Origin of the sequence: Streptomyces sp. NPDC014676, assembly GCF_043084105.1 — a bacterium.
GTDB lineage: Bacteria > Actinomycetota > Actinomycetes > Streptomycetales > Streptomycetaceae > Streptomyces.
Genome location: NZ_JBIBZI010000011.1, coordinates 160922 through 175685 on the forward strand (window position 1 = coordinate 160922; position 14764 = coordinate 175685).

Sequence of the window (14764 nt, forward strand, 5' to 3'; positions counted from 1 at the left end):
TAGGAAGGTAGAGGAGGTGTCGCGTCGTGAGACTGACCCCCACGGAACGTGACCGGCTGCTGCTCTTCGGGGCCGCCGAGCTGGCCCGGGCCCGCCGGGCCAGGGGGCTCCGGCTGAACGTCCCCGAGGCGACGGCCCTGATCGCCGACACCGTGTGCGAGGCCGCCCGCGACGGCGCGCGCCTCGCCGAGGCCGTCGAGCGCGCCCGGTCGGTGCTCGGGCCCGACGACGTGCTGCCCGGAGTGGCGGACGTGGTCACCGAGGTGCACGTCGAGGCGGTCTTCGACGACGGCTCCCGGCTCGCGGTCGTCTCCGGCCCGATCGGCGGCGGATCGGGGGAGCGTGCTCCGGGAGCGCTGCTGCCCGGCCCGCCGCACACCGAGCCCGAGCCGGTGGTGCGGCTGACGGTCGCCAACACCGCCACCGTGCCCGTCTCGGTGACCTCCCACTTCCATTTCTTCGAGGCCAATCCGCGCCTGGACTTCCGGCGGGCCGACGCCTACGGCATGCGGCTCGCCGTGCCCGCCGGGTCGTCCGTGCGCTTCGGGCCGGGCGAGACCCGCGAGGTCGGACTGGTGCCGATGGGCGGCGCACGTGTCGCCGTCGGCTTCGCCGGACTGGTCGACGGACCGCTGGACGCTCCGGGCGCCAAGGAGGAGGCGCTGCGCCGGGCGGCGGCCTGCGGATACCTCGGTGCCGCACACGGCGGGCCCGAAGGAGGCGGACGGTGAGCCGCTCGAAGGGACGCGGGATCAGCGAGTCCGTCCGGACCGACCCCTACGCCTACGCGGCCACCCACGGCCCGCGCGCCGGGGACCGCGTCCGGCTCGGCGACTCCGGGCTGACCGTCCGCGTCGAGTCCGACGCCCAGCGGTACGGCGACGAGTTCCTCGCCGGCTTCGGCAAGACCGCCCGCGACGGGCTGCACCTGAAGGCCGCCGCCGTACGGGAGACCTGCGACGTCGTGATCAGCAACGTGGTGGTGATCGACGCGGTGCTGGGGATCCGGAAGGTCTCCATCGGGATCAGGGAGGGGCGGATCCACTCGATCGGGCGGGCCGGGAACCCCGACACCCTCGACGGCGTGGACGTCGTGGTCGGCACGGGCACCTCGATCGTCTCCGGCGAGGGACTGATCGCCACCGCCGGAGCCGTCGACACCCACGTCCATCTGCTGTCGCCGCGCATCATGGAGGCGTCGCTGGCCTCCGGGGTGACCACGGTCATCGGCCAGGAGTTCGGCCCGGTCTGGGGCGTCGGCGTCAACTCGCCCTGGGCGCTGCGGCACGCCTTCGGCGCCTTCGACGCCTGGCCGGTCAACATCGGCTTCCTGGGCCGGGGTTCCTCGTCCCACGAGGCGCCGCTGATCGAGGCGCTCGCCGAGGGCGGCGCGTCCGGCTTCAAGGTGCACGAGGACATGGGCGCCCACACCCGGGCCCTGGACACCGCGCTGCGCGTCGCCGAGGAGCACGACGTCCAGGTGGCCCTGCACAGCGACGGACTGAACGAGTGCCTCTCCGTCGAGGACACCCTGCGGGTGCTGGAGGGGCGCACCATCCACGCCTTCCACATCGAGGGCTGCGGCGGCGGACACGTCCCCAACGTCCTGAAGATGGCCGGCGTGCCGAACGTCATCGGCTCCTCCACCAATCCCACCCTGCCCTTCGGCCGGGACGCGGTCGCCGAGCACTACGGCATGATCGTCTCCGTCCACGACCTCAAGACCGACCTGCCCGGCGACGCGGCCATGGCCCGCGACCGCATCCGTGCCGGGACCATGGGCGCCGAGGACGTGCTGCACGATCTGGGTGCCATCGGCATCACCTCCTCCGACGCCCAGGGCATGGGCCGCGCGGGCGAGACGGTCCGCCGCACCTTCGCCATGGCCGGGAAGATGAAGGCCGAGTCCGGCGCCCCCACGGACCACGACAACGAGCGGGTGCTGCGCTACATCGCCAAGCTGACCATCAACCCGGCGATCGCCCACGGCCTCGCCCACGAGGTGGGCTCGATCGAGACCGGCAAGCTCGCCGACATCGTGCTGTGGCGGCCGGAGTACTTCGGCGCCAAACCCCAGCTCGTGCTCAAGGCCGGCTTCCCCGCGTACGGGGTGACCGGCGATCCCAACGCGGCGACCGACACCTGCGAACCGCTCGTCCTGGGACCGCAGTTCGGGGCGTACGGCGCCACCCCCGCCGACCTCTCGGTCGCGTTCGTCGCCCGGGCGGCCGTCGAGCAGGGCCACGACACGATGCCGACCCGGCGCCGCAGGGTCGCGGTGCGCGGCACGCGCGGCATCGGGCCCGCCGACCTGCGCCTCAACTCCCGCACCGGGACCGTCGACGTCGACGCGCGCACCGGACTCGTCACCCTCGACGGGGAACCGCTCCGCTCCCGGCCCGCCGACTCGGTCTCCCTCAACCGCCTCTACTTCCTCTGAGGACCCCCATGAACACGCCCGCATCCGACGGCTTCCGCATGCCCGCCGAGTGGACCCCGCACGAGCGCACCTGGATGGCCTGGCCCGGCCCCAACCACACGTTCGCCGAGGAGGGCGAGCTGGCCGCCGCCCGCGCCGCCTGGGCCTCGGTGGCCCGCGCGGTGCGCCGCTTCGAACCGGTGACGGTGGTGTGCGGCACCGGACAGTCGGCCGGGGCGCGGGCCCTGCTCGGCCCCGGCATCGACACCGTCGAACGGGACCTCGACGACGCCTGGATGCGGGACATCGGACCCACCTTCCTCACCGACCGCGCGGGCCGGCTGGCGGCCGTCGACTGGACGTTCAACGGCTGGGGCGCCCAGGAGTGGGCCCGCTGGGAGCACGACGCGAAGGTCGCCGCGCATGTCGCCGACCTCGCGGGGGTACGGACGTACGCCTCGCCGCTGGTCAACGAGGGTGGCGGGATCCATGTGGACGGCGAGGGCACGGTGCTGCTCACGGAGACGGTCCAGCTCGGTCCCGAGCGGAACCCCGGCTGGTCCCGCGCGGAGGTCGAGAAGGAGATCCACGCCCACCTCGGCACCCGCAAGGCGATCTGGCTGCCGCGCGGCCTCACCGGGGACTATCCCCCGTACGGCTTCGGCACCCTCGGCCATGTGGACATCGTCGCCGCCTTCGCCCGTCCCGGCGTGGTCGTCGTCCATGTGCAGCCGGACCCCGCGCACCCCGACCACGAGGTCACCGAGGAGACCGTCGGTCTGCTCGGATCGCAGACGGACGCGCGGGGCCGCCGCCTCCAGGTCGTCGAGGTGCCCGCGCCGACCGCCCTGGAGGCGGACGGCCACTGGGCCGACTACTCCTACATCAACCACTACCTCTGCAACGGCGGCGTGGTGCTCTGCGGCTTCGACGACCCGCGCGACGAGATCGCGGCGGGGATCTTCCGGCGCCTGTTCCCCGAGCGGACGGTGACCCTGGTGGACGCGCGGACGGTCTTCGCGGGCGGCGGGGGCGTCCACTGCATCACCCAGCAGCAGCCGAAGGGCCTCGTCGGGTAGAACGTACGGGTGAACGTACTACTCTGCGCCACCTGCGGAACACGGCTGACCGAGCCGGTCCGCCGGCTCGACGAGATGCCCGAGCACCCCGGCTGGGACGGACTCCCTGGCCCGGACGGCCGACGGCACGCCCCGCCGAGCGTCCCGCGCGGGACGTACGTCGTCGACCCGCTGCCCTTCGGGGCGCCGTTCGAGCCGGTCGGCCCCGACGAGGAGTACGACGGCATCGTGCCCGGCGGCATGTGGATGTCCGACGAGCGGGGCTTCCTGGTCTCCGCCGGGCCGCGCGGCACCTATGTGCTGCACCCGGACGACGTCGTGGACATCGCCCCGCACTCCGACGGGCACCGCCTCATCGGCTGCTGCGGTCCCGATGGGCGGGCCGGGGTCAACCACGTCTGCGGGTGCGGGGCCGAAGTGGCGATCGTGGCCGCGGACTGCACCAGCGGCTACGAGACCAGGCTCGTCCCGGACGCCGTTCGCGTGGAGGCGGCCCGGTGACCACGCGCCGCCGCACCCCCGCCCCGCCCCGCGAGGACGTCCTCGCCGCCGCCATGGCGATGATCGCCGAACGCGGCCTGGAACAGCTGACCATGGCCGCCCTCGGCCGCGAAGTCGGCATGAGCAGCGGTCACTTGATCTACTACTTCCGCTCCAAGGACGAACTGCTGTTGCGCACCCTGGAGTGGAGCGAGGGCCGCCTCGGTGCCGAGCGCGCGCGGCTGCTCGCCCGCCCCGCCACCGCGCGCGAACGCATCGACGCCTACGTCGGCCTGTACGTACCCGACGGCCACCGCGATCCGCACTGGACGCTGTGGCTGGAGGTCTGGAACCGCTCGCAGAACGCCGACGCCGACGCCCGCGACCGGCAGGCCGCCATCGAGGGCGCCTGGCACCGCGACCTGGTGGCCCTGCTGGCCGAGGGCATCTCCCGGGGCGAGTTTCGCCGCGTCGACGCCGACCGCTACGCGGCCCGCCTCCGCGCGCTGCTCGACGGCCTCTCCATCCATGTGGCGATCGGCCTGCGCGGCACGGACCGTCCTCAAGTCCTGGAACACGCACGGGAGTTCCTCGCCGAGACGCTCCTCGCGGACGGCTGAGCTCCTGCCCGGGGCGTACGCGAACCGGCGGATCGGCCGGACAACCCGGTCCCGGACGGCACCGACGCCCTGCGGGACGTCCTCGTCCGCCGCCCGCGCCGGCCACGCACCGCCCGCATCCTGAGACGGATCGTGAGCGCGGGGGCGGATTGTGCCAGACTGCCCCCGTGCTCTCGTTCGCCACGATTATTGGCAGCAGGCGCGCCGGTCCGCAGTGACCGCACGTACGACACCGTACGGGCGGACACCGTCGTCCTCGACCCGCGCGCAGACCTCTCGCACCCGCGAGAGGTTTTTCTGTTTCCCGGCCCCACCCGCGGCCGGGAACGGGGCGCGAGGGACCATGGGGGAACGGTGGAACCGGTCATTCCGGTAGACCGAGATCAACTCAGGAGCCTTCAGACCATGACCGCAACCAGCGAGCCCGACGACTCGTTCCACGTCTTCGACACCACCCTGCGCGACGGCGCCCAGCGCGAGGGCATCAACCTCACGGTCGCCGACAAGCTCGCCATCGCACGGCACCTGGACGAGTTCGGCGTGGGCTTCATCGAGGGCGGCTGGCCCGGCGCGAACCCGCGGGACACCGAGTTCTTCGCCCGCGCCCGGCAGGAGATCGAGTTCCGGCACGCGACGCTGGTCGCCTTCGGCGCCACCCGCCGCGCCGGCACCAGCGCCGCGAAGGACCCCCAGGTCAGGGCGCTCCTCGACTCCGGCGCACAGGTGATCACGCTGGTCGCGAAGTCCCACGACCGCCACGTCGAGCTCGCCCTGCGCACCACTCTCGACGAGAACCTGGAGATGGTCCGCGACACGGTCTCCTTCCTCACGGGGGAGGGCCGCCGGGTCTTCGTCGACTGCGAGCACTTCTTCGACGGTTACCGAGCCAACCCCGAGTACGCGAAGGCGGTGGTCCGCGCCGCCTCCGAGGCCGGCGCCGACGTGGTCGTCCTGTGCGACACCAACGGCGGGATGCTCCCGGCGCAGATCCAGGCCGTGGTCGCCACCGTGCTCGCCGACACCGGCGCCCGGCTCGGCATCCACGCCCAGGACGACACCGGCTGCGCGGTCGCCAACACCCTCGCCGCCGTCGACGCGGGCGCCACCCACGTCCAGTGCACCGCCAACGGCTACGGCGAGCGGGTCGGCAACGCCAACCTCTTCCCGGTGGTGGCCGCCCTGGAGCTGAAGTACGGCAAGAAGGTCCTCCCGGACGGCCGGCTGCGCGAGATGACCCGCATCTCGCACGCCATCGCCGAGGTCGTCAACCTCACCCCCTCCACCCACCAGCCGTACGTCGGTGTCTCCGCCTTCGCGCACAAGGCCGGACTGCACGCCTCCGCGATCAAGGTCGACCCGGACCTCTACCAGCACATCGACCCCGAGCAGGTCGGCAACACCATGCGGATGCTCGTCTCCGACATGGCCGGGCGCGCCTCCATCGAGCTCAAGGGCAAGGAGCTCGGCATCGACCTCGGCGGCGACCGCGAACTGGTCGGCCGGGTCGTCGAGCGGGTCAAGGAGCGCGAGCTCAAGGGCTACACGTACGAGGCGGCCGACGCCTCCTTCGAGCTGCTGCTCCGCGCGGAGACCGAGGGCGGGCCGCTGAAGTACTTCGACGTCGAGTCCTGGCGCGCGATCGTCGAGGACCGCCCCGACGGCACCCACGCCAACGAGGCCACGGTGAAACTGTGGGCCAAGAGCGAGCGCATCGTCGCCACCGCGGAGGGCAACGGCCCGGTCAACGCCCTGGACCGCGCCCTGCGGGTCGCCCTGGAGAAGATCTACCCGCAGCTCGCCAAGCTGGAGCTGGTCGACTACAAGGTCCGCATCCTGGAGGGCAAGCACGGCACCCAGTCCACCACCCGCGTCCTGATCTCCACGTCCGACGGGGCGGGGGAGTGGTCGACGGTGGGCGTCGCCGACAACGTCATCGCCGCGTCCTGGCAGGCCCTGGAGGACGCCTACGCGTACGGGCTGCTGCGGGCCGGGGTGGAACCGGCCGCGTAGGAAGCACCGAGGACGACGGGCCCGGCGGGTTCGGTGGGCCCGACGGGCCTGTCGGGTCCGGCGGGACGGCACGGGAATTCCCGCCGGGCTCGATGTCTGTTTACCACCCATTTGGGTACTTGCGAACGTATGGAGGCCGCACCGACGCGTATCCACATACGTCTGATACGCCTGCTGATCATGCCGGTGGCCGCCGCACTGGCGGTCCTGATGGCCGGTGCGCCCGGGGCCCAGGCGGCCACGGACCTCTCCGAGGTCGCCCGCGCACTGCGCGAGAGTCCCGTCTACGTCGACCCCGAGGCCCGGGACATCCTGGCGGAGTCCGACGCCGAGGCCCTCGCCGACAGGATCGAGGACGCGGACGAACCCGTCTTCGTGGCGGTCCTCCCGGCGGACTATCCCACGCGGAACCTCTTCCAGAACCTGCGCACCGAGACCGGCGTCACCGGTCTGTACGGCATCCGCCTCGGCGACGAGTTCGACGCGCGCGCCGACAGCAGTGTGCTCAGCAACCAGGGTGTGCGGAACCTGGTCCAGTCCGTGCAGGGCGCCGGCGACGCCAAGGCCCAGCTGAACGACTTCGTCGACAACGCGCTGCGCAGCACCGGCGGCTCCGCGCCGGACTCCTGGAGCGACGGGTCCGGCGGTGGCGTCCCGGTCGGCGGGCTGATCACCGTCGGAGCGCTGGTCGCGGCCGGCGGCGCGGGCATCTACGCGGTGTCCCGCCGCAACCGGCGGCGCCACGAGCAGGAGCGGCGGGCCGCGCTGGAGAAGCTGCGGGTGGTGGTGGACGAGGACATCACCGCGTTCGGCGAGGAACTCGACCGCCTCGACTTCCACCCGGCCGAGCCCGGCGCGGACGACGCGATGCGCGCGGACTACGAGCGTGCGCTGGACGCCTACGAGAAGTCCAAGTCGTTCATGGCCGCGGCCCGCGAACCGGAGGACGTCCGGGCCGTCACCCAGGCCGTGGAGGACGGCCGCTTCGCCCTCGCCTCCCTCGCCGCGCGCCGGGAGGGACGCCCGCTGCCGGAGCGCCGCCCGCCCTGCTTCTTCGACCCGCGCCACGGCCCCTCGGTCGCCGACGCCGTCTGGACGCCGCCGGGCGGTGCCGAGCGCGAGGTCCCGGTGTGCGCGGCCGACCGGGCCCGGCTGGCCGACGGCCTCGACCCCGCCGTCCGCGAGGTCGACACCGAGTACGGGCGCCGGCCCTACTGGGACGCCGGTCCCGCGTACGGCCCCTGGGCCGGCGGCTACTTCGGCGGCGGTCTGCTGCCCGGCCTGCTCGTCGGCACCATGCTCGGCGGCATGATGGCCGGTCCCGCCTACGCGGCCGACTACGGAGCCGGCTACGGCGACTTCGGAGGCTACGAGGGCGGCGACGTCTCGGGCGCGGACTTCGACGGCGGGGACTTCGGTGGCGACTTCGGCGGGGGCGGCGGCTCCGGCGGAGGCGACTTCGGAGGCGGCGGGGACTTCGGAGGCGGCGGCTTCGGAGGCGGCGGGGACTTCGGAGGCGGCGGCTTCTGACCGGCCGGGGGATCCCGCCTCGGCCACCCGCGTGCCACCGCGTACCGCTCCCCGGCGGCATGCCACCACCCGGGCGGCGACGCGTCGCCGCCCGGAACGACGGAGCCGGCCCGCCCGGGATCCAGCCCGAGCCGCCGCAGCGCCTCCACGTCGACGGACACGGTGATCCACCCCCGCCACCGCCCGTCGCGACCCGGCCCGCACGCGTGATCCAGCCGCAGCTCCTCCGCGGTGAAGGGCACCCAGTCGATCCCCCGCTCACGCAGTCAACCGCACACGGCCGCCCAGGGGCGAAGGCGACCCGGCAGGTTCTCGTACTCGATGACGACGACCCACCCGGGCCGTGAGAACGCTCCACTGACCGTCATACCGGCCATGATGCGCCTTTCCCGTGACCCGGGTGCGCCACCGGCAGCGGTGGGGGCGGGCGCGCCGACGAGCCGAAGGCGGCGGAAAGCGCGGCGAGGTCGTGCTCGTGGATCCGCAGTGGCCGTACCGAGGGGAGCGAGGCCGCCGGTCCGGCGTGCTCCGGTACGCCGAGCGCCCGCCTTCCCACACGGGGGCGGGAGGCGGGCGCGCTCAGGAGGCGGCACCGGACGGGGCGCCGCGCCGACGAGGTCAGGCGTTGCGGATCGCCGAGATGTCGAAGTTCAGCTTGATCTTGTCGGAGACCAGGACGCCGCCCGTCTCCAGCGCCGCGTTCCAGGTCAGGCCCCACTCGGAGCGCAGGATCTCCGCCTTGCCCTCGAAGCCGACGCGCTCGTTGCCGAAGGGGTCCTTCGCGGCGCCGTTGAACTCCAGGTCGATGGTGAGCGGCCGGGTGGTGCCCAGGATGGTCAGGTCGCCGGTGATGCGGTAGTCGTCGCCGCCGAGGGCCTCCGCCTTGGTGGTGCGGAAGGTCATGGCCGGGAACTCGTCCGTCTTGAAGAAGTCGGCGCTCTTCAGGTGGCCGTCGCGGTCGGCGTTTCCGGTCTCGATGCTGTCCATCACCACGTCGATGGTGGCCGTGGACTTGGACGGGTCGGTGCCGTCCAGGTGCAGCGTGCCGGTGAAGTCCTGGAAGCTGCCCTTGACGTTGGTGACCATGGCGTGCCGGGCGACGAAGCCGAACGTGGAGTGCGCGGGGTCGATCGTGTACTCGCCGGTCAGCGCGGCCAGGTCCGGGTTCACCGCGGTGGTGGTCGCGGTGGCGGTCTCGTTGTCCTTGCGGCCGAAGATGCCCATGGTGTTCCTCCTGAAAGGGTGAGGTTTAATGTTCAACTAACCCGACAGGGTCCACCGTAGACCTATTCTCTTTAACTTTCAACATGTTTGGTGAAAGTGGCGGGATTGGGCCGCCGCGACGGGTGGTACCCGCCGGTCGTGTCCTCGGTCGCGGTCCTGGTGGAGCTGGTGCGGCGCGATACGTCGGGCGGCCAGGTGAAGTGCTGGGAGCACTTCGCGCGGAGCGCCGCCCGCCTCCCGGAGCGCCTGCCCGACGGCTCCGGCGGCACACCCCTCGACCTGACCGTCTACTTCCTCGGCGAACGCGAGCGGGTCGAGCGGCTCTCCCCGCACGTCCGGCTCGTCATGCTCCGGCCGGTGCTCAGTTCGGCGGCGACGCGCTCGGCCGACCGCGCGGAGGACGTCTGCGACCTCGCGCCGTACCACCCGCGGCTCGCCGCCCTGCTGCCCCGCCACGACGTCTGGCACCTGACCCACGGCTTCGCCTTCGCCGCCACCGCCGTACGGCTCCACCGCCGCGCGGCCCGGCGGCCCGCCCCACGGCCCCGGCTCATCGGCTCCGTGCACACCGACGTACCGCTGCTGGCCTCCGTCTACGCCCGCTACCTGGCCGGGCGGTGGCTGCCCGGGAACCATCCGAGGGTGGAGGAGCTGCTCGCGGACCGGGCCGAGAACGCGCTGCGCCGGCGCCGGGACCGGCTGCTGGAACCCTGCGAACGCGTCCTCGTCCCGACCCCGGAGGGCCGCGCGGAACTCGCCCGCGTCCTCGGGCCGCACCGGGTCGCCCTGCTGCGCCGGGGCGTCGACCACGAACTCTTCCGGCCCGACCCCACCGCGCGGGACTGGCTCGTACGCGCGTACGGCGTCCCGGCCGACCGCCCGCTGGTGCTGTTCGCCGGCCGGCTGGACGCCAGCAAAGGCGTGCCGCTGCTGACCGAGAGCCTCCGGCTGCTGCGCGCCCGGGGCGGTACCGCGCACCTGGTCATGGCGGGTTCCGGCGCGGAGGAGGACGCCGTGCGCCGCGGGCTCGGCCGGGACGTCACCCTGCTCGGGCCGCTCCCGCAGGACCGGCTGGCGTGGGTGTACGCCGGCTGCGACGTCTTCGCCTTCCCGTCCCGTACGGAGACCAGCGGCAACGTCGTCGCCGAGGCGATGGCGTGCGGCCTGGCGGTCGTCCTGCCCGAGGGCGCGCACACCACCCGCTGGCTGGCCGCGCCGGGGCTCGACGGCATCGTCGTCCCGGCCGACTCCCCGGCGGCCTGGGCGGACGCCCTGCACCCGCTGGTCGGGCGGCCCGCCGCGCGGGAGGCGGTACGGCGCCGGGCCGTGGAGACGTCCAGGACCACCCACCCCACCTGGGACCGCGTACTCGAGGAGGACCTCCTCCCGGTCTGGACCCGGCCGGCCCGCACGCCCCGGCGGGCCGGCTCCCGTACCGCTTGAGCCGCCCCGCCCGGAGCACCCGGACACACGCCGTGGCCGACCGCGCGCCCGCCGCCGAGTTCCTTCGCCCCCGCCGCCCCTTCCCTTCCCGTCCCTGGGTGCTCTGCCCCCGGACCCCCATGCGCGACCACGCGGCGGAGCCACCCCCCAGGGGCGCGGGGAACTGCGCGATCAGCCACGACGCGGCCGCAGGAGCCGTAGGACAGAACCACCCGCGCTCTCCCGCGCGCATCCCTTCCCCGCGCAGACGGGCGCCTGGGGGCGCGGCCCCCGGCGACGGGACGGGAAGGGGCGGCGGGGCGAAACCCCCGGCAGCCGGGGCCCGGTCACTCGTCGGCGGCCCGGTGCCGGCCGTGCGACGCCGCGACGACCGGTGACGTGTCCAGGGCCGCGATGCCCGCGGCCACCAGGGCCAGGCCCGTCAGCGTCACCGCCGAGACCAACAGGCCCGTGTGGATCGTCTCGTCGAAGAGGAGCATGCCCATGGCCACCGCGACCACCGGCTCCGTCGCGTCCAGGACCGTCATGCTCGCCGCCAGCGGGCCCTGTTGGAAGGCGCTCTGGATGAGCAGCAGGCCGCCCACGCTGGCCGCGACGAGAGCGTAGGTCTGCCAGGCGGCCAGGGCCGTGGGCAGCCCGTGCCGGAGCCGGTCCACCGTCGCGGCCAGCAGGACGGACTGGGTGCCCATCACCGCCCCCGCGGCGAGCGCCGTCGCCGAGGCCCGCCACGGACCGGACAGCACCCGCGCGGCCGCGAGCGCACCGCACACCACGGCCGCGACCGCGCCGACGGCCGGCAGCCAGGACAGCGGGCCGGCCGCCCGGGGGTCACCGCCGTGCGGGCGGGCGGAGAGCAGCGCCAGCGCCAGCCCCGCCGCCACCGCGAGCGTGCCGGACCACTCCCGCCGGCCCAGCCGCAGCCGGTACAGCCGTGCCGACAGCGGGACCGCGAAGACCAGCTCGGCGACGATCAGCGGCTGCACCAGACTCAGCGGCCCGAACGCCAGCGCCAGCGACTGGAACCCGTACGCCACCACGGCCAGCCCGATCCCGCACAGCCACAGGGGATCCCGCGCCAGCCGGCCCAGCAGCCGCGCGGTGAGCGCCTCCGCGTCCGGCCGCGCGGCCGCCGCCCACTGCTGCAGGACCCCCGCGACGGCGAAACACACACCGGCGGCGAGCGAGGCGAGGACGGCGACCGCCATGACGGAAGAGCCCCGGGAGCCGGCTAGTCGGGTGTCCGGCCGGTCGACGCGCCCCGCGCCGCCCCCCGCGTGTGGACGTACAGCGTGCGCCGGTCGCCGACGTCGAGGCGCTGGGGGAGCGGCAGCTCGTGGCGCACCGGCCGCGCATGGTCGGCGAGTTGCCGGCGCGGGTTGTAGACCTGGTTGAACTTCCACAGCATGCGGGCGAAGTTGGTCTGCCCGTGCAGCAGGTTGCGGCCGAGCACGCGCGCCGCGCCGAACGCCGTGCGCACCCCCAGGTGCTTGCGGTTGATGACCGCCTGGGTGCGCACCAGCTCCTCGTAGAAGCGCTCCAGCGGCAGCGTCGTCGGCACCACCGCGTGCTGGATGTCGAAGAGGCGGTAGTCGCGGGTGGTGAGCCGGCGCGACTCGGTGTGCCAGATCTCCGTACCCGGATACGGCGTCATCACCGTGAAGTGCACGATCTCCGGAACCGCCAGCGCGAACTCCCGTACCACGCGGAAGCGCTCCTCGTCCCAGGCCGGATCCACGATCAGGTTGATCGCGACCTTGATGCCGAGCCGCCGGGCCGTCTCCAACGCCTTCAGGTTCTCGTCCGGGCTGACCCGCTTGCGGTACAGGTCGAGCCCCTCGGCGTCGATCGCCTCCATGCCGAGGAACATGTAGCGCAGCCCCAGCCGCGCCCACCGCTCGAACACCTCGGGATGGCGCAGCAGGACGTCGGCGCGCGTCTCCAGGTAGTACTTCTTGCGGATGCCGCGCCGCTCCACCTCGGAGGCGATGGCGTTCCCGTGCTCGGGCCGGATGAACGCGACGTCGTCCACGATGAACACGTTCGGCTCGCGGATCCTCGCCAGGTCGTCCGCCGCCGCCTCGGGCGAGGCCTTGCGGTAACTGCGGCCGTAGAACGTCCACGCCGAGCAGAACGAGCAGTCCCAGGGGCAGCCGCGGGTGAACTCGACGGACGCGCACGGGTCGAGCTCGCCGATGAAGTAGCGGCGCCGGTCCCGCATCAGATCGCGGGCCGGGAGCGGTCCGTCGATGGCGTGCAGCATCAGCGGCGCCGGGCCGCGCCCGGCCGCCGTGACGACGCCCGGCACGCCCTCCACCCCGCCGTCGCGCACCGCCTCGAGCAGCGGCGCGACCGCGGGTTCCCCCTCGCCGCGGACCACCGCGTCGACCGCGCCCTCCGCCTGTTCGATGACCTCCTCGGCGACGAACGAGACACTGTGCCCGCCGAAGAACACGAAACAGTCCGGCACCTCCCGCTTCACCCGCGCGGCCAGCGCGATCGCCTCGGGGATGTTCGCCAGGTAGTTGAGCGAGACGCCGAGCGCCTCCGGGCGGAAGGACCGCACCTCGTCGCGCAGCCGGTTCACGCCCAGCACCTGGAGGTCGACGACCCGGACCTCGTGACCGGCCTCGCGGGCGGCGCCCGCCACCCGCTCCAGGCCCAGCGGTTCGAGCCGGAGGAAGATCTCGGAGTACATCAGGGCACTGGGGTGGACGAGCAGCAGGCGCATGGGGACCTCGCCACGGGGTCGGACGGACCGGGTACGGAAGGGCGTCCCCTTCGTATCCCGGCACACGCGGCCGCGTCCCCGCCATACGCCCGCCTGGACGCACCCCGCGGCCCGCAGGAGTGGTCCTGCGGCGCGGCGCGCCGGCCCCCGTGAGCACGGACGCCGCCTTCCGGCAGAGGCGGAAGCGGGCCGGGCGGACGGGCTTCAGCGCTGGCGGGGTGCACCGGAGTGGGGGTGTCCTGGAAGCCGAGGATCCGCAGCGACAGCGCATGGGAGACCGACTCGTGACCACCACCGGCTCCGGTTCCACCTACGACCCCCCGGCGGACCCCGCACACGGTGCCGCGGCCTCCGCCTCGGCGGCGGCACGCGGCCACGGGCCGCCGCCGCGCACCGGCCGGCGCGTCGCCCTCGTCACCGGCGCCTCCTCGGGCATCGGCGCGGCCACCGCGCGGCGCTTCGCCGCCGGGGGCTGGCAGTTGCTGCTCAGCGGCCGGGACCGGCGACGCCTCGAGGAGACGGCGTCCGGCACCTCGGCGGTCCTGCTGCCCGCCGACCTCGCCGCGCCGGACGGGGCCAAGATGCTGGCACAGGCCGCGCTGCGGGAGACCGGACGCGTCGACGTGCTGGTCGCCGGGGCGGGCATCGGCTGGGCCGGACCCTTCCTGACCATGCCGCACACCGACATCGACCGGGTGCTGTTCCTGGACCTCAACGCGACGCTGCACCTCGTACGGGAGGTACTGCCCGCGATGGTGGCGGCCGGCGGCGGCCGGGTGGTGCTCGTCGGCTCGGTGGCCGGCTCGGTCGGCGTACGGGAGGAGGCGGTGTACTCCGCGGCCAAGGCCGGGCTCGCCGCGTTCGCCGAGGCGCTCCGCCAGGAACTGCGCGGTACGGGGGTGGGGGTGACGCTCGTCGTGCCCGGACCCGTGGAGACGGGCTTCTTCGCCCGCCGCGGCACGCCGTACCACCGCTCCCACCCGCGCCCCACCTCGGCCGGCCGGGTCGCGGCCGCCGTCTGGAACGCCGTCTCCCAGGGCCGTGACGACACCTACATCCCCGCCTGGCTCGCCCTCCCCTCCCGGGTGCGCGCCCTGACCCCCGGCCTCTATCGCAGGCTCCTCGACCGCTTCGGCTGAGACCCCGGCGGGGAGCGGACCACCGCCCCCGCTACGCTCCGGGTGAGCGGACCGACCCGAACGGGTGCATGCGCCTCACATGAATGTGAGGT

12 protein-coding genes are annotated in these 14764 nt (G+C 73.9%); 9 read left to right on the forward strand and 3 right to left on the reverse strand.

Annotated elements, in window-relative coordinates; genetic code table 11:
* Positions 1–26: 26 nt before the first annotated feature.
* The 7 genes from ureA (at position 27) to ACF1DX_RS27815 (ending at position 8138) form a co-directional block, all read left to right on the forward strand.
* Positions 27–731: an urease subunit gamma gene (gene ureA / locus ACF1DX_RS27785; RefSeq protein WP_391793877.1), complete on the forward strand. Its 705-nt coding sequence runs from the start codon at positions 27–29 to the stop codon at positions 729–731.
* Positions 728–2440 carry an urease subunit alpha gene (locus tag ACF1DX_RS27790; protein ID WP_391793878.1) on the forward strand — a complete coding sequence of 571 codons (1713 nt, stop codon included), beginning with the start codon at positions 728–730 and terminating at the stop codon, positions 2438–2440. Before ureA ends, ACF1DX_RS27790 begins: the two co-directional genes overlap by 4 nt.
* A gap of 8 nt (positions 2441–2448) precedes the next feature.
* Complete coding sequence (locus ACF1DX_RS27795; protein WP_391793879.1) at positions 2449–3498, forward strand: agmatine/peptidylarginine deiminase; 1050 nt, start codon at positions 2449–2451, stop codon at positions 3496–3498.
* Positions 3499–3507: 9 nt separating this feature from the next.
* Positions 3508–3999, forward strand: coding sequence for a hypothetical protein (locus ACF1DX_RS27800; RefSeq protein ID WP_391793880.1), 492 nt, complete (start codon positions 3508–3510; stop codon positions 3997–3999).
* Positions 3996–4598, forward strand: coding sequence for a TetR/AcrR family transcriptional regulator (locus ACF1DX_RS27805; RefSeq protein WP_391793881.1), 603 nt, complete (start codon positions 3996–3998; stop codon positions 4596–4598). Before ACF1DX_RS27800 ends, ACF1DX_RS27805 begins: the two co-directional genes overlap by 4 nt.
* A 405-nt stretch (positions 4599–5003) precedes the next feature.
* Entirely contained in the window at positions 5004–6608 is a 1605-nt protein-coding gene (cimA, locus tag ACF1DX_RS27810; protein WP_391793882.1) for a citramalate synthase, read from the forward strand.
* A gap of 129 nt (positions 6609–6737) precedes the next feature.
* Complete coding sequence (locus ACF1DX_RS27815) at positions 6738–8138, forward strand: hypothetical protein (protein ID WP_391793883.1); 1401 nt, start codon at positions 6738–6740, stop codon at positions 8136–8138.
* Positions 8139–8756: 618 nt separating this feature from the next.
* Here the strand turns inward: ACF1DX_RS27815 and ACF1DX_RS27820 are convergent.
* A complete protein-coding gene (locus ACF1DX_RS27820) occupies positions 8757–9362 on the reverse strand; it encodes a YceI family protein (RefSeq protein ID WP_391793884.1) in 606 nt (201 codons plus the stop codon).
* Positions 9363–9500: 138 nt separating this feature from the next.
* Between ACF1DX_RS27820 and ACF1DX_RS27825 the strand changes: the two genes are divergently transcribed.
* A complete protein-coding gene (locus ACF1DX_RS27825) occupies positions 9501–10805 on the forward strand; it encodes a glycosyltransferase (protein WP_391793885.1) in 1305 nt (434 codons plus the stop codon).
* Between the two features lie 326 nt (positions 10806–11131).
* Here the strand turns inward: ACF1DX_RS27825 and ACF1DX_RS27830 are convergent, their stop codons facing one another.
* Positions 11132–12010 (reverse strand): DMT family transporter, encoded by an 879-nt coding sequence (locus ACF1DX_RS27830; protein ID WP_391793886.1) that lies wholly within the window; start codon positions 12008–12010, stop codon positions 11132–11134.
* Between the two features lie 23 nt (positions 12011–12033).
* Positions 12034–13533: a hopanoid C-3 methylase HpnR gene (gene hpnR, locus ACF1DX_RS27835; RefSeq protein WP_391793887.1), complete on the reverse strand. Its 1500-nt coding sequence runs from the start codon at positions 13531–13533 to the stop codon at positions 12034–12036.
* Positions 13534–13817: 284 nt separating this feature from the next.
* On the opposite strand from hpnR, the gene ACF1DX_RS27840 reads away from it, so the two are divergent.
* Positions 13818–14672 carry an SDR family NAD(P)-dependent oxidoreductase gene (locus tag ACF1DX_RS27840; protein ID WP_391793981.1) on the forward strand — a complete coding sequence of 285 codons (855 nt, stop codon included), beginning with the start codon at positions 13818–13820 and terminating at the stop codon, positions 14670–14672.
* Positions 14673–14764 lie beyond the last annotated feature (92 nt).

What these genes read in the sequence shown, in the direction of transcription:
- ACF1DX_RS27795 (WP_391793879.1), top strand. Translation starts at nt 2,449, where the DNA reads ATGAACACGCCCGCATCCGACGGCTTCCGCATGCCCGCCGAGTGGACC.
- cimA (WP_391793882.1), top strand. Translation starts at nt 5,004, where the DNA reads ATGACCGCAACCAGCGAGCCCGACGACTCGTTCCACGTCTTCGACACC.
- ACF1DX_RS27815 (WP_391793883.1), top strand. Translation starts at nt 6,738, where the DNA reads ATGGAGGCCGCACCGACGCGTATCCACATACGTCTGATACGCCTGCTG.
- ACF1DX_RS27820 (WP_391793884.1), bottom strand. Translation starts at nt 9,362, where the DNA reads ATGGGCATCTTCGGCCGCAAGGACAACGAGACCGCCACCGCGACCACC.
- ACF1DX_RS27830 (WP_391793886.1), bottom strand. Translation starts at nt 12,010, where the DNA reads ATGGCGGTCGCCGTCCTCGCCTCGCTCGCCGCCGGTGTGTGTTTCGCC.
- hpnR (WP_391793887.1), bottom strand. Translation starts at nt 13,533, where the DNA reads ATGCGCCTGCTGCTCGTCCACCCCAGTGCCCTGATGTACTCCGAGATC.